The following is a 23343-nucleotide window of genomic DNA, read 5'->3' on the forward strand; positions in this document are numbered from 1 at the left end:
AAATAAAATGCATTGTGTTTCAAGTATGCAATGAATAACTAATGCTAAACGTATTAAAAAAAACATCTTGCTAATACATATTTTAAAAATTAATTTTAAAATATAAAATACCCATAAGATTATAGTTTAGAAATTAGCCAATCAACAAAATGCTCAGAAAAATACTATCACTAATTGTCCTCATAAGTACTGTACAAGCACATGCTCAAACAAAAAGACCCAATATCGTATTCATACTAGCGGATGACTTGGGCTATGCCGATATCGGCGCTTATGGGCAGCAGAAAATCAAAACACCACATCTCAATAATTTAGCCCATAAAGGGATCAAGTTTACACAATTTTATACCGGTACCTCCGTATGCGCACCATCACGCTCTTCACTATTGACAGGGCAACATACAGGGCACACTTATATACGTGGTAATAAAGAGATACAACCAGAAGGTCAAGAGCCATTAGCAGATTCTGTAATTACTATTGCTATGCAACTTCAAGATGCGGGATATGTTACTGGGGCATTTGGCAAATGGGGATTAGGGATGGTCGGAACTTCAGGTGATCCTAATAAAAAAGGTTTTGATGAGTTCTTTGGTTACAATTGTCAACGTCAGGCACATACCTACTACCCAGATCATCTTTGGAACAATCAAGAGAAAATTAATCTTAAGGGAAAAAATATATATGCAGCAGAATTGATTCACGAAAAAACATTAGCCTTTATTGATGATAATAAAGACAAATCATTTTTTCTATTTGTACCTACAGTATTGCCACATGCCGAATTAGCAGCGCCAAAAGATAGTCTCTATCGTATGTACGAAAATCAATTTGAAGAAACACCTTATAAAAGTACGCATTATGCCAATGTAGATAAGCCACGCGCAATGTACGCCGCTATGGTGACACGCTTAGATCTGCACGTCGGTCAAATCGTCCAAAAACTAGAAGAATTGGGTATTGCAGACAATACAATTATTATGTTTGCGAGTGACAATGGCGCACATCAAGAAGGCGGTGCCGATCCGCATTTTTTTAAGAGCTCGGGGGAGCTAAAAGGTATAAAACGTTCATTATATGAAGGCGGAATCCGCACGCCATTTATCGCATTTTGGCCTACTAAAATCAAAGAAAACCAAGTCACCGATAGTCAAGCGGCATTTTGGGATATCATGCCTACTTTGTTGTCATTAACAGAAACTAAAAATACTGCGTATACAGATGGTATTTCCATCGTTCCTACATTATTAACAAAAGGAAAACAGCAAAAGAGAGATTACCTGTATTGGGAATTCCACGAGGAAGGAGGCCGACAAGCGGTAAGACAAGGTGATTGGAAACTGATTGTACAAAAAGTTAAAGAGCCTACCCAAACGTATATGGAACTTTACAACCTCAAAGAAGATCCTTCAGAGAGTGAGAACTGTGCACCACAAAATCCAAAGAAAGTAGAACAATTACTCCAGCTAATTAAAGAGGCACACAAAGAAAGTGCACTATTTCCGTTGACATCCTAATACCAAAATCGAACTATATAAGTATAGTTCGATTTTTAAATCTTATTTTTGCAATTATATTTACAAATATATACTTTGATAGACGCTACGCATTTACTTATATTCCACTCCTATTTTAGGTGGCTTGTATTACTGATAATGTTGGTTCAAATACTGTGGATATATATAAATTATAAGAGAAATATAATATTCTCAGCCAAAGACTTTAAGATCCTCCTACTCTATACACTCGTATTTGATATTCAGTTAATCATAGGATGGTCCTTGTATTTCAACAGTATGTTGGTCGAAGGATTTTGGGCAGATATTGCCAAGGGTATAAAAAATAGACAGCTACGCTTTTTCGGTTTAGAGCATATGAGCATGATGAATCTTGCCATCATACTCATCAATATAAGTACCATACGTAGTTATTTTAGGATAAATACCACCTATGGATTTAAAAAATTATGGAATATATATATTTGGATATACCTGATTATTCTTTCTTCCATCCCTTGGTCATTTTCGCCATTGACGAGTAGACCCAATTTTAGATAGGTTAAGAAACCGATATTACCTTTTGGGTTTTCCCATTAAAATGTATTTCATCACCTTTGGATTTACCTATCAATTCTTGCCCTATAGGTGACAACGGAGATATTACATATATATTTTGTGATTGAATCTTTAGTAGGCCAATACTGATACTGATAAAATACAGACCTGCATCTGTACGTACTACAGATCCCAAACCAATACGTTCATTAGATTTTAGCGGATCTATTTTTTGCAGCACATCCCTATCTGTATTAGCGATAGCCAATTGCTTTTGGTAACGCGTTATATCTTGCTGCACCATCTCTCTACTTGTCTCATACTTATCTCCTGCGCTACTCTTAGTATCATCAGCCAAAGCTTGGTCAGCATCTTTAATGGCAAATTCAACTTCATTGATACGCCGTGTAACAGAAGCCAAACATGAATCGATAATTTCTTCTTTTGTCAACATAATAAAACTATAAAAACAAAGCGTCCACCCGAGAGTAGACGCTTTAATATTATTTAAACCATTGTAAATTAATGACCTAACGATTCTTTAAAATTTTTCTTAGCTGTATTTTCAACATCCTTTGCCGCATCTTTTATAGCTTCACCCGTTTTATCGGCTGCTTTTTTAATATCAGCACCAGCTTTATCTGTTGTATTTTCAATAGCATTGCCTGTTGCTTTAGCCGCATCTTTAGTAGCTTCAACTGCATCTTTCACACCTGATTCTACTTTATCTCCAGCTTTTTTGACAGCTTCTTTAGCTTTCTCTAATGCCGTTTCAGATTCTTCAACAGCCTTACGTGCAGATTCTTCCGCTTTTTTATCACCTTTGGCAACAGCGTCAGCTAAGTCAGCCTTCGCCTTATCATAGTTGCTTTGAGCCGTAGCAATAGCCTCATCAGTAGCTTGACTAGTTTGTTCAATAGAAGAATCAATTGTCTCACCTACTGTTACTTCACCATCATTATTTTTATCTTCTGAAGGCGTGCTATTACATGATGCTAAAACTAAAACCGAAGCTAGCGTAGCGAATAATACATTTCTTTTCATAGTGCTAAAGTTATATTTAAAATTAATATTGTTTGTATAAACAAATTTAATGCCAAGCAATCAACTAAGACTTAGGATAAATAGTTCCTTTAGCCGCTTCTAAGGTGTTTTTTAACAAACCTACAATAGTCATCAAACCTACACCACCTGGTACCGGAGTAATCCAAGAAGCTTTTTTAGAAACTTCCTCAAAATCTACATCACCATATAACTTAAATCCAGATTTAGTCTCTGACGAATTTTCTCTATTGATACCTACATCAATCACAATAGCTCCATCTTTAACCATATCCGCTGTAACGAAATTTTTCTTACCAATAGCAGCAACAACAAGATCAGCACGTAACACCTCTGTTTTTAAATCTTTGGTACGGCTATGCGTCAATGTTACAGTACAGTTACCAGGGTTGCTATTGCGAGCAAGCAATATACTCATTGGAGAACCTACGATATTACTACGTCCTACTACTACAGCATGCATACCTGCAGTGTCGATACCATAATGATCTAACATCAACATGATACCATAAGGTGTTGCAGGAATAAAACAAGGCAGATTGCGTTGCATACGACCAAGATTTATAGGATGGAAACCATCTACATCTTTACGCACATCGATAGCCTCAGTAACACGCTCTGGATCAATATGCTTAGGTAACGGTAACTGAACAATTAAACCATCAATACTATCGTCTTTATTGATCTCTTGAATCTTAGCAATTAGTTCTTCTTCTGTGACTGTATCATCATAACGAATGTTTGTAGACTCAAAGCCTACCAACTCACAATTACGCATTTTACTAGCTACATAAGTTTCGCTACCCCCATCGTTACCGACCAAAATAGCCACTAAATGAGGTTTACGACCTGCAGAAGCAGTGAATGCTGCTGCTTCGATCTTTATATCCTCTTTTATCTTTGCTGATACTTCTTTACCGTCTAAAAGTTTCATTACTTTATATATATAGGTTTATTTAAATATTAGTCTAATTTTAATACAGCCATAAACGCCGATTGCGGTATCTCTACATTACCTACTTGACGCATACGTTTTTTACCTTTCTTCTGTTTCTCTAATAACTTACGCTTACGCGAAATATCACCACCATAACATTTTGCTGTTACATCCTTACGTAATGCAGAGATGGTTTCACGCGCAATAATCTTGGCGCCAATAGATGCTTGGATACGGATTTCGAATTGTTGACGTGGTAATAATTCCTTCAACTTTTCACATATCTTTTTACCAAAATCATATGCATTACTGCGGTGAATCAATGATGATAATGCATCCACAGGCTCATCATTCAAACGAATATCTAACCTTACCAAATCCGATTGGCGGTAGCCAATTTGATGGTAATCAAAAGAAGCATAACCTTTAGAAATAGTTTTTAATTTGTCGTAAAAATCAAATACAATCTCACCCATTGGCATTTCAAATACCAATTCAACACGATCTGACGTTAAATAAGATTGATTGATAATAACCCCTCTTTTTTGGATACATAAAGACATTACTGGACCTACGAACTCCGCTTTAGTGATAATGTTTGCCTTAATATAAGGCTCTTCAATAGCGCTTAATTTGGAAGGATCTGGTAAGTCAGAAGGATTATGAACCGTCACTTCTTCGTTGTCCTTAGACAAAAATGCTAAATAAGATACATTGGGTACCGTCGTAATCACCGTCATATTGAACTCACGCTCTAGACGCTCTTGGATAATCTCCATGTGTAGCATACCTAAGAAACCACAACGGAAACCAAAACCTAATGCTGCTGATGACTCAGGCTCAAATACTAAGGAAGCGTCATTCAATTGTAGACGATGCATCGATTCACGTAACTCTTCGTAATCCTCTGTATCTACAGGATATATACCCGCAAATACCATTGGTTTTACCTCTTCAAAACCTTGAATTGCAGATTCACATGGACGGTCTTTTTGGGTGATGGTATCTCCTACTTTTACTTCACGTGCTTCTTTGACACCTGAAATAATATAGCCTACGTCTCCCGTTTTAATAACTTGTTTAGGTAGTTGATTCAACTTCAATGTACCAACTTCATCCGCATAATATTCTTTACCCGTTGCGACAAACTTAACTCTATCACCTTTACGAATTTCGCCGTTCACCACTTTAAAGTAAGCCATGATACCGCGGAAAGAATTATAAACAGAGTCAAAAATTAATGCTTGCAATGGTGCCTCAGGATCTCCAACTGGAGCAGGTACACGCTCTACAATAGCACGTAAAATATCTGGAATACCCAATCCTGTTTTACCAGACGCTGGAATAATGTCTTCACGTTTGCCACCGATTAAATCTACAATTTGATCTTTCACTTCTTCTGGCATAGCACCCGGTAAGTCCATCTTATTTAAGATAGGGATAATCTCCAAATCATGCTCCATCGCTAAGTATAAATTGGAAATGGTCTGTGCTTGGATACCTTGAGAAGCATCAACAATCAATAATGCACCCTCGCAAGCAGCGATAGATCGAGAAACTTCATACGAAAAATCGACGTGCCCAGGGGTATCAATAAGGTTAAATATATAGTGTTGACCATCTTGAATATAATCCATTTGGATAGCATGACTTTTGATAGTGATACCTCGTTCACGCTCCAAGTCCATATTATCCAACAACTGCGCTTGCGCTTCACGTTGTGTGATGGTATTGGTGTATTCTAATAATCTATCCGCCAGGGTACTTTTACCATGGTCAATGTGTGCGATAATACAAAAATTACGTATATGCTTCATACAGGTTTTATGCCTTCAATTTAAACGGCAAATATACTGTATTTTAATGAAGAATTCGCTAGTTATTATTATATAGTAGGGCCAAAAATACACCGAAGCACCAGCAAATTTGATAGATTTACCCTAGATCTGATGAATAAAGGATAACATCAGGCACAAAAAAAAGCTGGCTTTACAAGAAAGCCAGCTTTTCAATTGTAATAAATACAATATATTATAATTTGCTATTTGCGTCGATAGCATTTAATTCTTCAAATGCTTGCGTCAAACGAGCAACGAAAGCTTCCTCACCTTTACGTAACCAAACGCGTGGATCGTAGTATTTTTTGTTAGGAGAATCTTCGCCTTCTGGATTACCAATTTGAGATTGCAAGTAATCGTGATTTTTAGCTTCATAAGCACGAACACCATCCCACATAGCCCATTGCATATCTGTATCGATATTCATTTTGATAGCACCATATGAAATTGCTTCAGCAATCTCTTCAGGTGATGAGCCCGAACCACCGTGGAAAACGAAGTTAACAGGTTTTTCTGCTGTCAAGTTGAATTTCTCGCGGATATATTCTTGCGAGTTATGTAAGATTACAGGTTGCAATTTTACGTTACCTGGTTTGTATACACCGTGCACATTACCAAATGCTGCAGCTACCGTAAATTTGTCTGATACTTTAGACAATTCTTCAAAAGCATAAGCTACTTCTTCTGGTTGAGTATATAATTTAGAGCTATCAACATCAGAGTTGTCCACACCATCTTCTTCACCACCCGTAACACCTAATTCGATTTCAACTGTCATACCTAGAGGCTTCATGCGTGCTAAATATTTAGCAGAGATTTCGATATTTTCTTCCAAAGGCTCTTCTGATAAATCTAACATATGGGAAGAGAACAATGGCTTGCCATGTTGTGCAAAGAATTTTTCACCAGCATCTAAAAGACCATCAATCCAAGGTAATAACTTTTTAGCGGCGTGATCTGTATGTAAAATAACAGCAACACCATAGTGCTCAGCTAATAAATGTACGTGTTGCGCTGCAGAAACTGCACCTAATACACATGCTTTTAAATTATCGTTATTTAATGTTTTACCTGCATAAAACTGTGCACCACCATTTGATAATTGGATGATCACAGGAGAGTTAGCAGCTTTAGCAGTTTCTAATACAGCATTAATTGAGTTTGTACCAATAACGTTTACAGCTGGAAGGGCAAATTTATGTTTCTTTGCTACTTCAAATAACTCTTGAACTTGATCGCCAGTTAATACACCTTTAAAATCTTTTAGGCTCATGATTATATTCTTTTTAAAATTTTGTTTTATAAGCCTAAAGATAGCATTATTTTTAAATAAAACAAAAAGTATAGTGTATTTTGTACACTATATAAATAATAGAGTATCTTCATCCATTTACAAAGAACTTTATTATTTTTATAAGAAATATACAGGATTATGTTAGAAGTATACGGCATTAAAAATTGCAACACAGTAAAAAAAGCCTTAGATTGGTTGACTACAAATGGAATAGCTTACAATTTTCATGATTATAAAAAAGAACCTGTAACACTAGCTAAATTACAGGAGTGGCAAACATTGACGCCTTGGGAATCTTTAGTAAACAAGAAAGGCACTACCTGGAAAAAACTAAGCCCTGAAGAACAAGCTGCTGTCATCGACGCGAATTCTGCAAATGTTGTTTTATTAAAAAACAACAGCATGATTAAAAGACCTATAATCGAATTGGGCGATACTATTATAATAGGTTTTGACGAAAATATCTACATTGAAAAAATAAATAAAAGCTAATGAATAAGATCTTTAGAAGTATTTTACTAGCGAGTTTAACCATGCTTTCCCTGCATAGTATGGCGCAACAAAAGAGTGAATACAATTACTTGGAAGCATTTGGTCCTAATTTTTACAGCTATAATGGTAACGAATACCGTTCAGCAAGCGGTAAACCAGGCCCTGCCTATTGGCAAAATGCAGCGAGCTATACTATCAAAGCTAAATTGGATGACAAACTAGACCGCATCACGGGTACAGTACAAATGGTATACACCAATAATAGCCCTGAAGATCTTGACTTTATATGGTTACAACTGGATCAAAACCTATTCAACAAAGACTCTAGAGGTCAAGCGACCATCCCATTGACAGACAGTAGATATGGAAGCTCCTCACCTACTTTTGAAGGAGGATACAAATTAACAAATGTAAAAGTTAACAATACGGAAAATACAAACGCTATTATTACGGATACACGGATGCGTATCGACCTCGACAATCCGATCAAGGCCAAAGGTGGACAGGTAACAATAGCTTTAGATTTTGAATTTGCAATACCCGAATATGGCGCAGACCGTACAGGGATATTGACCAGAGCGGATGGCAAAATATACGCTGTCGCACAATGGTATCCTCGTGTAGCAGTATTTGATGATGTATTAGGATGGAATACCCAGCCATATACAGGGCCTGGCGAATTTTATTGTGAATTTGGAGATTATAATGTAGAGATCACAGCTCCAGCAAATCATATTGTTGTCTTTGGTGGTGAACTATTGAACCCCGAAGAAGTGTGGACTAGCACACAGCTTGAACGTTATAATAGAGCAAAACAATCTAACGAAACAGTCATAATACGTTCCGAAAAAGAAGTTACGCAAAAATCATCACGCCCAAATAAAAAAGAACTTACTTGGAAGTATAAACTGAATAATGCGCGCGATGTAGCTTGGGCTTCCTCCTCTGCTTTTATCATCGATGCCGCTAAAATAACCCTTCCTTCGGGTAGAACATCGCTTGCGATGTCGGCATATTCCAAAGAAAGCAATGGTGGGAATGCTTGGGAAAGATCAACAGAATATACGAAAGCATCTATTGAACATTACTCTAAAAAATGGTTTGAATACCCATACCCAGTGGCTGTAAATGTAGCTTCTAATGTAGGTGGAATGGAATACCCTGCTATTTCGTTCTGTGGCCACAATGCTAAAGCAGCAAATCTTTGGGGCGTAACGGACCACGAATTTGGTCACAATTGGTTCCCTATGATCGTAGGTAGCAATGAACGACTACATGGCTGGATGGATGAGGGATTCAATACCTTTATCAACGATATATCTACGCAAGCCTTTAATAAAGGCGAGTATAGTATGAAGTATGGCAATAAAAATAGCCTTACCCAAGCATTATTCAACCCAGCACTTGAACCCGTGATGAGTAGCCCACAGAATATGAAAGAGAGGAACATCGGCTATTTGGTATATTATAAGCCTGCCTATGCGCTCCAATTATTGCGTGAGGAGATCATTGGCAAAGAAAGATTTGACAAAGCTTTCCGTCAATATATTGTGAATTGGGCATACAAGCACCCTACCCCAAATGATTTCTTCCGTACCATAGAAAATGAAACTGGCGAAAATTTAAACTGGTTTTGGCGTGGAATGTTCCAACACAATTGGCAGATGGATCAAGAATTGTCAGAAGTAAGGTACATAGAATTGGATCCTAAAAAAGGAGTGCTAATTACCGTTCAGAATCTAGGTAAGCTACCGATGCCAATTGTAGTTGAATTGACTTCAGTGACCGGTAAGAAAACAACCGTAAAACTCCCTGTAGAAATATGGGAACGAAACAAATCATGGACTTTTAAGGTTAATACCACAGAAGAATTGACGGAGGTAAAATTAGACCCAAAAAACATATATCCAGACAACAACCCTGAAAATAATATTTGGAAATCAAAATAGCATGAAAAAACACCTTAAATACACGTTCCTAGTAGTACTATTACTTTGCAGTACCCAATGGGCACAAGCGCAAGTAATAAAAGGCTACGTATATGAGCTGATCAGTAGTGATCCTATATGGAACGCTACCATTAAAAATAGCCGTACCAACGAGACTGTCAATACAGCCAAAAATGGGGCTTTCAATATCCCTGGAAAAATAAACGATTATTTGATTATCTCCTCGGCAGGATATGTAACAGATACTATCTTCTATTACGAAGATGCTGTCCGCCGTATCTACCTTAATAGAGATGCTAAAATGTTAACAATAGATGAGGTAATAATAAAGCGTCTTACTGATAGCCGATTGGCATATGAAATTGCAAAAGCTAAAAATGAAGGTAAAGCTGTTGATGCTTCGCAATATCAAGGCGGATTACGTATATCACCTTCACGCTTATTCAGCAAAAAAGCAAAAGAAGCACGCGCTAACTTGGCTTTACTAGAAGCTGAGCAACAAATGCGTAATGTGGACCGTGTCTTCACAACACAACTCATTGCTTCATTGACCCCATTGGATCAGGATGAAATCGCTCTTTTTAGAGACCGCTTCAGACCTTCCCTAGATTTTATTCAAACAGCATCACCTGAAGCTTTAAAAGCATATATCTCGGATTCATACCAAAAATTCAAAAAATAAATTAAGGTATAATTCAATGCTTATTGAATTTATAAGAGCTTTGGACAAACGGGTCCAAAGCTTTTTTTTATACTATTAATACATACAATTGCCAATAAAAATGCTATTTTCTATATATAGCATAGTATAGAAATAGGACTTTAGAAACACTCATGCTTATGTAAAAAAGTAGCAATAATTTTTTGAATACAAATCTTTATTGTAATATTGCAATATTAAATACAACAATATGGGAGCTACTAAAACAGAACATTTTACCGACAAACAAAACCAAATAGCGACAATTGCTAAAGCTTTGGGCCATCCCGCTAGAATTGCCATTATTGAGTATCTGATGAAAGTGAATGCATGTATTTGTGGAGATATTGTAAATGAACTTCCCCTAGCCCAACCCACCGTTTCGCAACACCTCAAAGAATTGAAAAACGCCGGTATAATAAAAGGAAATATTGAGGGTAATGCCATTTGTTACTGTATAGATGAAAAAACAATTGAGATTTTAAATACTTATTTCTTCCATATCGTACAATCGGTATCAAAAAATAAATGCTGTTAAGCATTTTTTCCACCCCAACTATATCGCAATATTGCATTATAACTATAATTAAATATAAAATGAAACTATCCGAAGTAAAACAAATTTTACCAACATTAGAGAATGTTGAATTTCAATTAGAGAATGGCACATTTGTACCAGAGCACTTCCACGTAACAGAAGTAGGCGTCATCCACAAAAAATTTATCGATTGCGGTGGAGTGATACGTTCCGAAAATGTAGTGAACTTCCAATTGTGGAATGCTGACGACTATGAGCACCGCTTGAAGCCCAACAAATTGCTGCATATCATCCAACTTTCGGAAGAGCAATTAGCTATTGGAGATTTTGAAATTGAAGTAGAGTATCAACAGGATACAATAGGGAAATATAGCTTGGAGTTCAATGGTAAATCATTTGTTTTGAAAAATAAAACTACGGCCTGTCTAGCTGAAGATGCCTGTGGAATCCCCTCTCAAAAGCCAAAAATAAAACTATCTACGCTAAATACCTGTTCTCCTAATTCAGGATGTTGCTAAATTAATATGCACCCAAAATTAAAATTTATAGATCGATACCTTACGCTATGGATATTTATAGCGATGGCATTAGGTATTTTTTTGGGAAATTGTTTCCCTCAGCTTTCGACGATCAACGATTCCCTAACTATAGGCTCTACAAATATACTGTTGGCGGTAGGCTTGCTATTAATGATGTATCCACCACTCGCCAAAGTGGATTATTCACTACTGCCTATCGCATGGAAAGATAAAAAGGTTCTTTCCGTTTCATTGGTCCTCAATTGGGTTGTAGGTCCTGTTTTAATGTTCCTTTTGGCAGTTATTTTCCTTAGAGACAGCCCTGATTATATGATAGGCCTGATTTTAATTGGATTGGCACGATGCATTGCGATGGTACTTGTATGGAATGATTTAGGAAAAGGGAATCGAGAATATGGCGCTTTATTAGTTGCGTTAAATAGTATTTTTCAACTTCTATTTTATAGCTTATTTGTATGGTTATTTATCAATGTATTACCTCGTCAATTAGGAATTGGCAGCTTTGATATTAGCGTCTCCATGCTGGATATTGCACATAGTGTTTTACTTTATCTAGGGCTTCCATTTTTTGCCGGTTTTATCTCACGCTACATTTTAGTGAAGCGAAAGGGCAAAGATTGGTATCAACATCATTTTATACCCACCATATCGCCTATCACATTATACGCATTGTTGTTCACCATCGTACTGATGTTTAGCTTGAAAGGTGACAAAATAATTGAGTTACCCTTGGATGTTCTTAAAGTAGCTATTCCCTTGATTATTTATTTCGTACTCATGTTTTTTGTCAGCTTCTTTGTAAACAGGTCACTACACATCCCTTATGACAAGAATGCTGCTATTTCATTCACTGCAACAGGCAACAATTTTGAACTAGCCATAGCAGTTGCAATAGCTGTATTTGGTATACATTCGCCACAAGCATTTGTTGGCGTTATAGGTCCATTAATAGAAGTTCCCGTATTGATTTTACTGGTAAAAGTAAGCTTATATCTAAAGCAAAAATTCTATAAATAATGAAAAAGAATATTCTAGTACTGTGTACAGGCAATAGCTGTCGTAGCCAGATGGCAGAAGGTTATTTGCGACAGCTCACCGATGCTAACACCATCTCCATATATAGTGCAGGCATCGAAAAACATGGTGTCAACCCAAAAGCAATTGCCATAATGCAGGAAGATGGGGTCGACATATCAAAACACAGCTCTAATACTATCGATGAATACCTTACAATAGACTTTGATATCATAATCACCGTCTGTGACCAAGCTAAAGAACAGTGTCCATTTTTTGCTAGTAAAGCACAAAAATACCATTACAATTTTCCTGACCCCGCAAAAGCGATAGGCACAGCGGCACAGATAGATGAGCAATTTAGAACTACAAGACAGTTGATCAAAGATTATTGCACTGTATTTGTTAGTGAAAACTTATTAAATAATAAATAGCGCTTAGAATAAGTGTAAATATACTTTCTCCAGTATTGGCCCCAAAAGCTTCAATTTACATCGCTCTTATTTTTTAATAATGATCCAAAAATGTAAGTTTATATTCTTAAAAACTAAAGAATATAAACTTACAACTCCTATGGAAATAATACCTTTAAAAGTACCTGCTTCGTTTCCTCAAGATAATCCTAAACTGAACAATGCTATCCATCAATTTGACAACCTTCTTACACTACTGAAGCAGCGCGAGCTATCAAATAAAGTGACAACTACAATAAATAACGATATACAAGCGCTAAACTCCTCAACATTAACAGGGAAAGCCCTTGTCCAATTGATAAGAAAGGTACAGACGCGCATAATAAGAACCCTAGAAAAAGAAATGAAAATAGTTCCTATCAATTATTATAGAAATCTATGGTTAGCATTGGGTTTATCTGCATTTGGATTACCTATCGGTGTAGCAATAGGTCTTAGTCTAGGAAAAATAGGCCTATTGGGGGTGGGCTTACCTTTTGGAATAGGCATAGGATTATTATTAGGCGCTGGATTGGATAAAAAAGCGAAAGATGAAGGACGACAATTGAACATTGAAATAAAATAATGACAGGTACTTACATAGCTATTCTTAGAGGAATAAACGTTGCTGGACAGAAAGCCATAAAAATGGTCGCTTTGAAATCCATGTTTGAAGGTATTCATTGTAATAATGTTAAGACCTATATTCAAAGTGGAAATGTTATTTTCTCCGCAGCAACAAGAGATATTAAGGAGCAGGAATACAGCATCTCTTCAGCAATAGAGGATGCATTTGGTTTCCCTGTCCCCGTGATTGTGCTAACGATAAATACCATGGAAATGATAACTGCGAACAACCCTTTTGCAGATGATGACAGTAAAGACCCTTCTTTTGTGCACATTACATTTCTTGCCAATAAACCGGAAGATCATCTGAAGGAGAAGTTAATGGACAAGATACAAGACAATGAAGCGTGCGTAATCACTGATGAAGTAGTTTACCTTTATTGCCCACATGGCTACGGAAAAACTAAACTAAATAACACTTATATCGAAAATAATCTAAAAGTATCTGCAACAACGCGTAATTGGAAAACGTGCATGGAGCTATTGAAAATAGCTTTAAGCACCTAAAAATTCCTTTACTGTACTAGTAATAGTTTTGGGTTAGCTCAACCAGATACTGAAATGAACATTTGTCGTGGAGGACTTATGCTACATTTCAATGTGTACATAATTTGCATTTATCCTATTTCTTTTACCTTCAGTCAATAACAAAAGATATTTTCCGGCCACTATCTTATCGCTAGAGAGATGCGCTACTAATAATTTTTCATTATTATCCTCCATGACCCGATATCCTTTAGGGAAGTATGTATTAGAATATGGATAGTCAATGGAAATAGTGTACATTACATAGTGCATATCATTCGCTGAAGCATCAAATTGATTGTTTTGTAAAACATTCCGCACATATTTAATAAGCTGAATTTTAAAAGCTCCATACCTATTTTAGCAGGAATAGTAGCGTTAGATTTTGTATACGAGTAAATCAGTATTAACAGAATAATGGCTATCTTATTTTTTTCTCCCGAAAACACAAGTAACCAACTAATAATAAGAAATATATAACTAACCTAAAACATAACATTTGTTCATTTGTTGATAGCAAGGATACATATCCCTATAAAGCTATAATATGAATAAACTATTTATTGGGCTCAGCCTATTGGCAGCGCTATCATCCTGCAATCACACGGTCGTAGATGATGATGATATCATCTCTACACATGTACTTACCAAAGAAGAACAAGCAAAATTGACCCCTGATGAGGTGATCGAAGATCTAAAAAAGGGAAACTTAGATTTTGTGGAGGATAAGTTGACAATTAGAAATAGTACCGAAAGAGTACGTAATGCTTCCTTGGGGCAATACCCCGAAGCTGTGGTACTTTCTTGCTTGGACTCACGTGTACCTGTAGAGGATGTTTTTCACAAAGCCATCGGCGAAATATTTGTCGCACGCGTAGCGGGTAACATTGTAAATGATGATATCATCGGTAGCTTGGAGTATGCATGTAAAGTGTCAGGATCCAAAGTAATCGTCGTCTTGGGGCATGAATACTGTGGCGCTATCAAATCGAGTATTGATCGTGTCAAATTGGGATTTGTCACCTCCGTATTAGAAAAAATCGAACCTGCTATCGCCGTCGCAGAGCAAAACTACAAAGGCGACTATACATCCAAAAACCCTACTTTTGTAGATGAAGTGTGCAAATACAACGTTATAAATTCTATAAATAGAATCCGTAATACCAGTACAATACTGAATGAAATGGAAGAAAAAAATGAAATTAAAATTATAGGTGGAATTTATGATATGAAAACAGGTAAAGTTGAATTCATTTAAAAAGAAAACTGTATCTTTGCACCATGATTAATGTATCCAATCTATCCCTTCGTTTTGGCAAACGTGTGCTATTCGAAGATGTAAATTTAAAATTCACTCCAGGTAACTGTTACGGTATTATTGGTGCCAATGGCGCAGGAAAATCTACATTCTTGAAAATCATTTCTGGAGAGATTGATCCGAGTACTGGTTCGGTAGCATTCACACCAGGTGAACGCATGTCAGTATTAAACCAAAATCACTATGCATTTGATGATTTTTCTGTTCTTGAAACAGTAATGATGGGTAATGCAGAGCTTTATAAAGTGATGAAGGAAAAAGACGCTATCTACATGAAAGAAGACTTTACGGATGCAGACGGCGAGCGTGCTGGGGAGCTGGAGAGTATCTTTGCAGAGATGGATGGTTGGAATGCGGAGAGCAATGCTGCTACATTATTGAGCAACTTAGGGATCAAAGAAGAGCAACACTATAAATTGGTGCAAGAATTAGACGGTAACGAAAAAGTACGTGTATTATTAGCTCAAGCCTTATTTGGTAAACCTGATATTTTGATTCTCGATGAGCCGACGAATGATTTGGATATCAATACAATTGCATGGTTAGAAGATTTTTTAGCGAGTTATGAAGCTATTGTATTAGTCGTATCTCACGATCGTCACTTCTTGGATGCTGTTTGTACGCACATCGTAGATATTGATTTTAGTAAGATGACGATTTATTCTGGTAACTATTCGTTCTGGTATGAGTCTTCACAACTAGCCTTGAAACAACGTTCGGATCAAAACAAAAAAATGGAAGACAAAGTGAAGGAGTTACAAGAATTTATTCGTCGTTTCTCTGCCAATGCTTCCAAATCAAAACAAGCAACATCACGTAAGAAAGCTTTAGATAAAATCAATATTGATGATATCAAGCCTTCGAACCGTAAATACCCTGCGATCATGTTCAATACTATGGACCGTGAACCAGGTGATCAGATATTAAATGTTGAAGGATTAAGTAAAACTGTCAATGGAGAGGTGTTTTTTAAAGACATCACTTTCATGATCAATAAAGGAGATAAAATAGCTGTTCTAAGTGAAAATAACTTAGTAACGACAGCATTTTACGAAATCTTGTCCGGTCGTGACAAAGACTATACTGGAAATATCAAATGGGGTATCACTATCACACCTACAGATATGCCAATGGATAACTCTTCGTACTTTGATGGCAACAATGAGAATCTAGTAGATTGGTTGCGTAACTATACCACAAAACCAGATTCAGACGAGCAATTTATCCGTGGTTTCTTAGGAAAGATGTTATTCTCTGGTGAAGAGGTTATGAAAAAAGTATCCGTATTGTCAGGGGGCGAAAAGATGCGTTGTATGTTCTCAAAAATGATGTTACAAGGTGCTAACTTCTTAATTTTTGATGAGCCGACGAACCACTTGGATTTGGAATCTATTACGGCATTGAATAATGGTATGAGTGATTTCAAGGGATCGATGTTGTTTACATCTCGTGACCACGAATTGACAGAAACTGTAGCAAATCGTATCATTGAATTGACACCAAACGGTATCATCGACAAATTAATGACTTATGATGAATACATCAATTCGGACGTCGTAAAAGCACAACGTGAAGAGATGTATAAAGTTAAATAATATACAATTTATTATAAAGTACAAAAGCACCTTTTGAAAAGGTGCTTTTTTTATGGGATACCCTATCAATAGGCTCTAATATTTCCCTATTTTTGTATCAAACGAAATACTATGGCACATCAAGCACCAGAATCCAAAAACACACCTACAGAGGCATTCCAACGATTACTAACCGTAATGAATACGCTGCGTTTGGAATGCCCTTGGGACCGCAAACAAACAATGCAAACACTACGTCATCTGACGATCGAAGAGATGTACGAACTTGCAGATGCGATCTTAGAGAATGATTTGGACGAAGTCAAGAATGAATTAGGCGACTTATTAATGCATCTTGTATTTTATGCAAAAATCGCCGAGGAAGAAAAAGCTTTCGATATAACAGATGCTTTGAATGCCGTATGTGATAAGTTGATCGTACGCCATCCACATATATACGGAGATATAAATGTAAAAGATGACGAAGAGGTAAAATCCAATTGGGAGCAAATAAAACTCAGTCAAGGCAACAAGTCAGTATTAGAAGGTGTACCTTCCTCCCTACCAGCATTGGTAAAAGCATATCGTATACAAGACAAAGTCCGTGGTGTAGGTTTTGATTGGGAAGACAAGAAGGAAGTATGGGCAAAGGTAGAAGAAGAATTAGCCGAATTTAAGGATGAATTTAATATCGAAGATGACAAATCCATAGACATGGATAAAGCAGAAGGAGAATTTGGTGATCTATTATTTTCTCTGATCAACTATGCTAGACATATCGGTATCAATCCTGAAAATGCCTTAGAAAAAACCAATAAGAAATTTATTAGAAGATTTACCCATTTAGAAAAAAGAGCTGCTGAGAACAATCAGAAGTTATCAGATATGAATCTCGCAGAAATGGATGTATATTGGAATGAGGCCAAATCCAAAGGTTTATAAGATTATAAGTACAGCTATCAGAATATGGACACATATCTGATAGCTGTACAACTAATGTACCGATGACTTTGAAAATAAATTGATGATAACCACCCCAACTATTATAAAACCAATACCTATAATAGCGGGCAGATCCAATTTTTGCTGATAAGCAAAATAGCCTACCAAAGAAATCAATACAATACCTACAGCCGACCATATAGCATAAGCAATTCCTATGGGAATACCCTTAAGCGCAAAAGTCAACAAATAAAATGAGGAAGCCATTGCCAGCACAAATATTATGCTTGGTCCTATCTTTGTAAATTGTTCCGTTTTTTTAAGAAAAGATGTCGCTATAGTCTCACATAGAATAGCTGCTGCCAAAAATAGATAATTCTTCATATCGCCTATTAAAAAGTAAATATAATATAGGACTTCTCTAGTATATTATATATATCCCCTATTATCTATTCCGCCTAGGCCAGACTACTTAACATAACATTTATTATTTTGACATCACAAAGTGTAATTCTTACCTCGTATGGTATTCCTCATCGGTAACAGGGCGCAACCATACCGCTCCACCTATATCGGTATTTGTACCTATGGCGATATGCGTCATAGTATCAGTAGCCGTCGCACCATGCCAATGTTCGATATCGGCAGGGCATTTTACAACTTGACCTTTATGTATTATTTCTATGGGTTTACCTTTTTCTTGATATAAGCCTTTGCCTGCAGTAACAAGCAGTATTTGTCCTCCTTTGTGGTAGTGCCAATTGGTACGTGCAGCAGGTTCAAATGTAACAGACCCTATATTTACATTGTGCGCTGTATCCGTCTCTACCAAATAATTTAACCATACCGTTCCGGTAAAATTAGCATTGTTTACTTGACTACCTTTCGCAAAAGGATTTGTACTACTAGATTCCATATTTTCATTTTTCACTTGACTACATGAGGTCACAAAAACACCCCCAAGCAGCAATACAAAATATAACTTAACACTCATATTTGTTATTATTTATAGTATAATATATCAACTATTACTTTATCAACCGTGTAGCGATACTCTTGGCGAATACACTCTTTTATCAGCATTGCAAATTCTTGCAAATACGATGGGCTACAGCCCAAATTAATACATATCGCAAGATGAGATCTTAACATAGGCTCTACACCTCCTATGCTAGAAAGTACAGATATCGTGATCAGCTCACGCTCCAAATATGTCAATACATCACGCTCAAAAAGATCAGCAAAAAGATGCTCTTTTAGAAATACCTCTATAGGTGGAGCAAAAGCGGCATAGCCCGTCTTGGTTTCACTTTCTTTGACTCCTGTCAATACTTCTAAGGTCGCTTTTCCTCTTTCGTATTTGCTTCTATCGTCAACGACGCTTGAAGCATCACGCCCTACTATATCGACAATACCTTTAGCTTGTCGCTCCTCGACAACGGCGAGCAAAGTTTGTAAGCCACGTATGCTCCTGGGAAATCCAGCATAGGCATACATATGTATCAGCGCTTCTTGAATCGTTTTTATAGGCAAGCCTATCGACAAACCGTCATTTAGAGCAATACTAAGATTGTCTAGATCACCAGCAGCAGCAAATGCTGCAATACGAACTAAGCTCTTATGCTCCTTCGTAAGCGCTGTGTACAATGGTTTTTCTTGGGCATACATAGGCGTGTTAAGGACATAAACACCTAATAGAAGTAGTGTACATAAAATATTCTTCAGCATAGCAATTAGACTTTATGGAGATAGGAGTTTTGTAAATGATAAGGACAATAGTTTCCATTGATTGTCGACATCGACATACACTTCGGTCACCATAAACGGATTTGTTACTTCTTGACCAGCAACCACGGCTAATAAGTCAATTTTGTTGAGCAATACGGCGGTGTTATCTACTATTTGCAATGAAACATCGTGTATATCTGCTTTTTTGTACCATATACCACCGCTTTTGATAACAGCTAATTCCTTTTCTTTACCCCAAGCGCCTCCCATATGTACAAAAACAGAATTAGCATGAAATAAGGAGTCTAAAGGCAGGATATTCTTGTCCGCCATCCATTGCCATTTGGAGCGTGACAAAGCTATAATTTCCTTTTCTTGATTATTTACCTGTCCTACAACTGTCGACAATGCACTGCATGCGAACAATAGCACAAGAATATTTTTCCTATGTTTACCCATATCTGATTACTTAATATTCAATTGATAGAAATCTACTAATTTATCGATAGCCTCTCTTACATATTCTTGCCTCCAATAGGTATCTATATGAGAGGCTCCGTCCAGTATAAATAATTCCTTAGACCGTGCATTTACAGCATTAGGGAATACCTCCTCTGTCATATATTTCGTATCTGCTCTACTTCCCGCAATCATCAATAAGGGCTGGTTGATGAGCTCCATATTGGTATTGGCATCAAAAGTCATTAGATCCACAAGACTACTTGCGGTATACCTAAAAGTGGAATTTGGATGTGCATAGTTCCGGTAGTAATACGTATAGCCCTCACGGTAAAGATCGGTCGGTATTTTAGCGATCTCTTCATCTGTAGGATCCGCAGTCCCCATATATTGTATTACGCCCTCTTTAACCTCTTTGGCCTTAGCTTCCGAAGCCATGGCCAGTCGCGTTTGAATAGTGGCAGTATCAGCATCTAAGAATCCATTGCGACGCACACGTCCAGAATTAAACATACTAAGGGTAGCTATTGCTTTGAATCTTTTGTCACCTTGTGCTACTTTCAAGGCATAACCACCGCCTCCACAAATCCCTAAAAGAGCGATCCGCTCTGCATCGACTCCGGGATACAGCATTATAAAATCTGCCATCCCTTGAATATCAGCAATACGATTTGCGGGTTTATCGACATTACGTGGTTGTCCAGCTGAAGCTCCTTGATATGATGCATCGGCCACAATAGTTATATAACCGTTATTTGCTAAGTCCTGCGCATACAACCCTGATACTTGCTCTTTGACACCACCATTAGGATGCGCAATTACAATAGCGGGATATTTTTTAGTGCCATCATAAGCAGCTGGCGTATATACATTTGCCGATATGTCTAAACCGTTTACTTTATACTTAACAGGTTGGATATTTACTTTGCCTGCTTCATTTTTCACTAAAGCATGATCATATACCAAGCCAAAGGGATTCTCATTATTCAACTGTCCTTTACTGATTTGGCCCATACTCAAAAGTACAGCTACTAACATATATTTTACTTTAAGCATTACCTATTATTTAACTATAAACAAACTACTTATCTAAACCTTTACTTCTTAACCATTTTGAAAGCACATCCGCAACCTCTAAATTATTGAGGTCTGAAAATGGGAAATGAGTATTTCCATAAACACCTATTTCGGGTAGATGAACCACCGTAGCATCTCCTCCATATCGATTCACCGTACTCGCCCACTTGCGTGCCATCTCCAATCCAGATCGCCAATGATCTTTATTCCATGTTGATGTAGGCGAATCCGCTATGTTGTCGCCATAATAGATGACAATAGGAATCTTGGTGAGCTTCATAAAATCAGCTAAAGGTATAGCCTCCCCCTTTAGTGGTCCAAACAAACCAGTAGATGCTATGGGAGCAGGAACCTCCCCCTCGGGAAACAAAAAACTGCTATATGGTTCATATGCTGCAATAGCCTTTACCATATCATTTTTAATAGCTGTCCTCCATCCTGGGCCACCAGCCTGTGAATGTGTTATCAAAATACCATTCCCGATAGTATCAAAAAGGTCAGAAATAGCATCAGCTATTATAGCAGCATCAAAAGGCCCTGTATTTGGCGTCATTTGCCTATAAAATTGAATTAATGATTTTTGATCTCTAGGAAATTGGACCTTATCAAAATAGGAAGGATAATTACCTATTCTAAATTGTGTAAACCAAAATTGCTCATCTGCTGCAGCGACGATATTAGCAGATACTGTACTGCGACCAGCCTCCCCACGTCGTGGCTGATCCAATAGATAGACGGGAAAGCCTCTACGTAAGAATATATTTTGAAATCCTTCTCTTCCATCAGGAGTCGATTCCCATGTTTTCTTGGATTGACCTGCACCATGTAAAAATACTAAAGGATATTTTTTCCTTTTTACGGGTACCTGATAAAATACATAGGCATGGTCACCATGTAAGGTTTGTCCATCTGGATTCAGTGGTTTTTGAAGATCAAAATCTCCAGCATGGGTTATCATAGTACCACCAATAGCGAAACTCCCCTGATCGGCCAATACCAAAGGTTTGTTACGCTGTTGCGCTTCCAGGTGTAGGTTGTTTGTGATCATCATCAATAATACGATAAAGCAAATAATTCTTTTATTTCTCATACAGGAACCAAAGGTTTAAATAATCTATAATTTAAAAGCTACTAAAGCTTAAATCAAATATCTCCATATTTAAGGGAAATAATGTATATATATCACGGATATTACTACCATTATTACTTATATTATTATTTAGCTTAGAATTAAGCTTTCAAAAAACTATTTTTGATTAGATATAAACGACAAAAATGGACCAAACATATTTCTTTGATACAATAGCGGAATACAACAGCTTCAATAATCACGAAACAGAGCACCCACTCGTTTCGGTCATAGACTTTTCAAAGGCCCAAAAAAGAACCGGCTCGAGGATGACGTTTGGCTTATATTGTATTTTCCTTAAAGACGTACACTGTGGTGATCTCAAATATGGCTGCAATTATTATGACTATGACAAAGGTACCCTTGTATTTATATCTCCAGGACAAGTCATCGATGTAGAAAATAAAATAGATCTATATCAACCTATGGGCCACGGCATTGTATTTCACCCCGATCTATTGATCGGTACCTCCTTGGCAAAAACATTCAAAGATTATAGCTTCTTTAGCTATAATACCAATGAGGCACTGCATCTATCAGACAAAGAAAGAACACTGGTCTTAGATATTTTTACCAAGATCAAACTAGAGCTACAGCATGGTATCGACAAACATAGCAAGAAACTAATAGCCTCCAATGTGGAGTTATTTCTGAACTATTGTGAACGTTTCTATGACAGGCAATTTATAACACGTGCAACAGCCAATGAAGGGATATTAGCACGTTTTGAAGAACTCTTAAACACGTACTTTACATCGGACAAACCTAGCGAACTAGGCTTGCCTACAGTGAACTATTTTGCTACTGAGCTGCACCTTTCGGCCAACTATTTTGGAGATCTTATCAAAAAAGAAACCGGAAAAACTGCTCTTGAGTATATACAGAACAAAATAATTGATATCGCAAAAGATAATATGTCCAATAAGCAAAAGAGTATTAATGAAATAGCTTTTGAATTGGGTTTCAAATACCCTCAACACTTTAGCAGACTATTCAAAAATCGTGTAGGAAAAACAGCTAAAGAATTTAAGAATAATATATAAATGCATACTTATCCCTACACATTAAGCTTAACAGTAGTTGAGAGCTAGGCTC

General features: G+C 36.9%; 27 protein-coding genes. 15 read left to right on the top strand and 12 right to left on the bottom strand.

Annotation, left to right across the window (positions count from 1 at the left end):
- Positions 1–149 precede the first annotated feature (149 nt).
- A complete protein-coding gene (locus tag IP023_RS11355; protein WP_241790444.1) occupies positions 150–1517 on the top strand; it encodes an arylsulfatase in 1368 nt (455 codons plus the stop codon).
- A gap of 279 nt (positions 1518–1796) precedes the next feature.
- On the top strand, positions 1797–2057 hold the full coding sequence (locus IP023_RS11360; protein WP_241790446.1) for a hypothetical protein: 261 nt from the start codon (positions 1797–1799) through the stop codon (positions 2055–2057).
- A gap of 1 nt (position 2058) precedes the next feature.
- On the opposite strand, the gene IP023_RS11365 is transcribed toward IP023_RS11360, so the two are convergent.
- The 5 genes from IP023_RS11365 to fbaA all read right to left on the bottom strand — a co-directional run bounded on the left by IP023_RS11365 (position 2059) and on the right by fbaA (position 7164).
- Positions 2059–2508 (bottom strand): GreA/GreB family elongation factor, encoded by a 450-nt coding sequence (locus tag IP023_RS11365; RefSeq protein WP_241790447.1) that lies wholly within the window; start codon positions 2506–2508, stop codon positions 2059–2061.
- 68 nt (positions 2509–2576) lie between these two features.
- Positions 2577–3098, bottom strand: a complete 522-nt coding sequence (locus IP023_RS11370) for a hypothetical protein (RefSeq protein ID WP_241790448.1) — start codon at positions 3096–3098, stop codon at positions 2577–2579.
- 64 nt (positions 3099–3162) lie between these two features.
- A complete protein-coding gene (locus IP023_RS11375; RefSeq protein WP_241790449.1) occupies positions 3163–4050 on the bottom strand; it encodes a bifunctional 5,10-methylenetetrahydrofolate dehydrogenase/5,10-methenyltetrahydrofolate cyclohydrolase in 888 nt (295 codons plus the stop codon).
- A gap of 29 nt (positions 4051–4079) precedes the next feature.
- The gene (gene lepA, locus IP023_RS11380; RefSeq protein WP_241790454.1) at positions 4080–5870 is read right to left on the bottom strand and encodes a translation elongation factor 4; all 1791 of its coding nucleotides are present in this window, start codon (positions 5868–5870) and stop codon (positions 4080–4082) included.
- 214 nt (positions 5871–6084) lie between these two features.
- Positions 6085–7164 carry a class II fructose-bisphosphate aldolase gene (fbaA, locus tag IP023_RS11385; protein WP_241790460.1) on the bottom strand — a complete coding sequence of 360 codons (1080 nt, stop codon included), beginning with the start codon at positions 7162–7164 and terminating at the stop codon, positions 6085–6087.
- Between the two features lie 159 nt (positions 7165–7323).
- On the opposite strand from fbaA, the gene IP023_RS11390 reads away from it, so the two are divergent.
- The 9 genes from IP023_RS11390 (at position 7324) to IP023_RS11430 (ending at position 14003) form a co-directional block, all read left to right on the top strand.
- The gene (locus IP023_RS11390; protein WP_241790467.1) at positions 7324–7677 is read left to right on the top strand and encodes a Spx/MgsR family RNA polymerase-binding regulatory protein; all 354 of its coding nucleotides are present in this window, start codon (positions 7324–7326) and stop codon (positions 7675–7677) included.
- On the top strand, positions 7677–9626 hold the full coding sequence (locus IP023_RS11395; RefSeq protein ID WP_241790469.1) for a M1 family metallopeptidase: 1950 nt from the start codon (positions 7677–7679) through the stop codon (positions 9624–9626). Before IP023_RS11390 ends, IP023_RS11395 begins: the two co-directional genes overlap by 1 nt.
- Before the next feature lies 1 nt (position 9627).
- Complete coding sequence (locus IP023_RS11400) at positions 9628–10308, top strand: hypothetical protein (protein ID WP_241790470.1); 681 nt, start codon at positions 9628–9630, stop codon at positions 10306–10308.
- Between the two features lie 229 nt (positions 10309–10537).
- On the top strand, positions 10538–10864 hold the full coding sequence (locus IP023_RS11405) for an ArsR/SmtB family transcription factor (protein WP_241790476.1): 327 nt from the start codon (positions 10538–10540) through the stop codon (positions 10862–10864).
- Between the two features lie 59 nt (positions 10865–10923).
- On the top strand, positions 10924–11382 hold the full coding sequence (locus tag IP023_RS11410) for a DUF6428 family protein (protein WP_241790477.1): 459 nt from the start codon (positions 10924–10926) through the stop codon (positions 11380–11382).
- A gap of 6 nt (positions 11383–11388) precedes the next feature.
- The gene (arsB, locus tag IP023_RS11415; protein WP_241790478.1) at positions 11389–12420 is read left to right on the top strand and encodes an ACR3 family arsenite efflux transporter; all 1032 of its coding nucleotides are present in this window, start codon (positions 11389–11391) and stop codon (positions 12418–12420) included.
- A complete protein-coding gene (locus IP023_RS11420; RefSeq protein ID WP_241790479.1) occupies positions 12420–12851 on the top strand; it encodes an arsenate reductase ArsC in 432 nt (143 codons plus the stop codon). Before arsB ends, IP023_RS11420 begins: the two co-directional genes overlap by 1 nt.
- Positions 12852–12990: 139 nt before the next feature.
- Positions 12991–13455, top strand: coding sequence for a hypothetical protein (locus IP023_RS11425; RefSeq protein ID WP_241790480.1), 465 nt, complete (start codon positions 12991–12993; stop codon positions 13453–13455).
- A complete protein-coding gene (locus IP023_RS11430) occupies positions 13455–14003 on the top strand; it encodes a DUF1697 domain-containing protein (RefSeq protein ID WP_241790482.1) in 549 nt (182 codons plus the stop codon). Before IP023_RS11425 ends, IP023_RS11430 begins: the two co-directional genes overlap by 1 nt.
- A gap of 81 nt (positions 14004–14084) precedes the next feature.
- On the opposite strand, the gene IP023_RS11435 is transcribed toward IP023_RS11430, so the two are convergent.
- Positions 14085–14342, bottom strand: coding sequence for a hypothetical protein (locus tag IP023_RS11435; protein WP_241790484.1), 258 nt, complete (start codon positions 14340–14342; stop codon positions 14085–14087).
- Between the two features lie 226 nt (positions 14343–14568).
- On the opposite strand from IP023_RS11435, the gene IP023_RS11440 reads away from it, so the two are divergent.
- The 3 genes from IP023_RS11440 (at position 14569) to mazG (ending at position 17855) form a co-directional block, all read left to right on the top strand.
- Entirely contained in the window at positions 14569–15279 is a 711-nt protein-coding gene (locus tag IP023_RS11440; RefSeq protein WP_241790485.1) for a carbonic anhydrase family protein, read from the top strand.
- Between the two features lie 23 nt (positions 15280–15302).
- Positions 15303–16934: an ABC-F family ATP-binding cassette domain-containing protein gene (locus tag IP023_RS11445; protein ID WP_241790491.1), complete on the top strand. Its 1632-nt coding sequence runs from the start codon at positions 15303–15305 to the stop codon at positions 16932–16934.
- Between the two features lie 111 nt (positions 16935–17045).
- Positions 17046–17855 (top strand): nucleoside triphosphate pyrophosphohydrolase, encoded by an 810-nt coding sequence (gene mazG / locus IP023_RS11450; RefSeq protein ID WP_241790499.1) that lies wholly within the window; start codon positions 17046–17048, stop codon positions 17853–17855.
- A 51-nt stretch (positions 17856–17906) separates the two neighbouring features.
- On the opposite strand, the gene IP023_RS11455 is transcribed toward mazG, so the two are convergent.
- From IP023_RS11455 to IP023_RS11480, 6 genes are all read right to left on the bottom strand, one after another.
- A complete protein-coding gene (locus tag IP023_RS11455) occupies positions 17907–18239 on the bottom strand; it encodes a DMT family transporter (protein WP_241790500.1) in 333 nt (110 codons plus the stop codon).
- Between the two features lie 130 nt (positions 18240–18369).
- Positions 18370–18849, bottom strand: a complete 480-nt coding sequence (locus IP023_RS11460; RefSeq protein ID WP_241790501.1) for a cupin domain-containing protein — start codon at positions 18847–18849, stop codon at positions 18370–18372.
- An 8-nt stretch (positions 18850–18857) separates the two neighbouring features.
- Positions 18858–19583 carry a carboxymuconolactone decarboxylase family protein gene (locus IP023_RS11465; protein WP_241790502.1) on the bottom strand — a complete coding sequence of 242 codons (726 nt, stop codon included), beginning with the start codon at positions 19581–19583 and terminating at the stop codon, positions 18858–18860.
- A 12-nt stretch (positions 19584–19595) separates the two neighbouring features.
- The gene (locus IP023_RS11470; protein WP_241790503.1) at positions 19596–20042 is read right to left on the bottom strand and encodes a nuclear transport factor 2 family protein; all 447 of its coding nucleotides are present in this window, start codon (positions 20040–20042) and stop codon (positions 19596–19598) included.
- Positions 20043–20048: 6 nt separating this feature from the next.
- Positions 20049–21098: an alpha/beta hydrolase gene (locus IP023_RS11475; RefSeq protein WP_241790504.1), complete on the bottom strand. Its 1050-nt coding sequence runs from the start codon at positions 21096–21098 to the stop codon at positions 20049–20051.
- Between the two features lie 25 nt (positions 21099–21123).
- Positions 21124–22209: an alpha/beta hydrolase gene (locus IP023_RS11480; RefSeq protein WP_241790505.1), complete on the bottom strand. Its 1086-nt coding sequence runs from the start codon at positions 22207–22209 to the stop codon at positions 21124–21126.
- Between the two features lie 185 nt (positions 22210–22394).
- Here IP023_RS11480 and IP023_RS11485 point away from each other — a divergent pair, with 185 nt between their 5' ends.
- On the top strand, positions 22395–23291 hold the full coding sequence (locus IP023_RS11485; protein WP_241790506.1) for a helix-turn-helix domain-containing protein: 897 nt from the start codon (positions 22395–22397) through the stop codon (positions 23289–23291).
- The last annotated feature ends 52 nt before the right edge of the window (positions 23292–23343 follow it).

Source organism: Sphingobacterium rhinopitheci, assembly GCF_022627575.1.
Taxonomy (GTDB): domain Bacteria; phylum Bacteroidota; class Bacteroidia; order Sphingobacteriales; family Sphingobacteriaceae; genus Sphingobacterium; species Sphingobacterium rhinopitheci.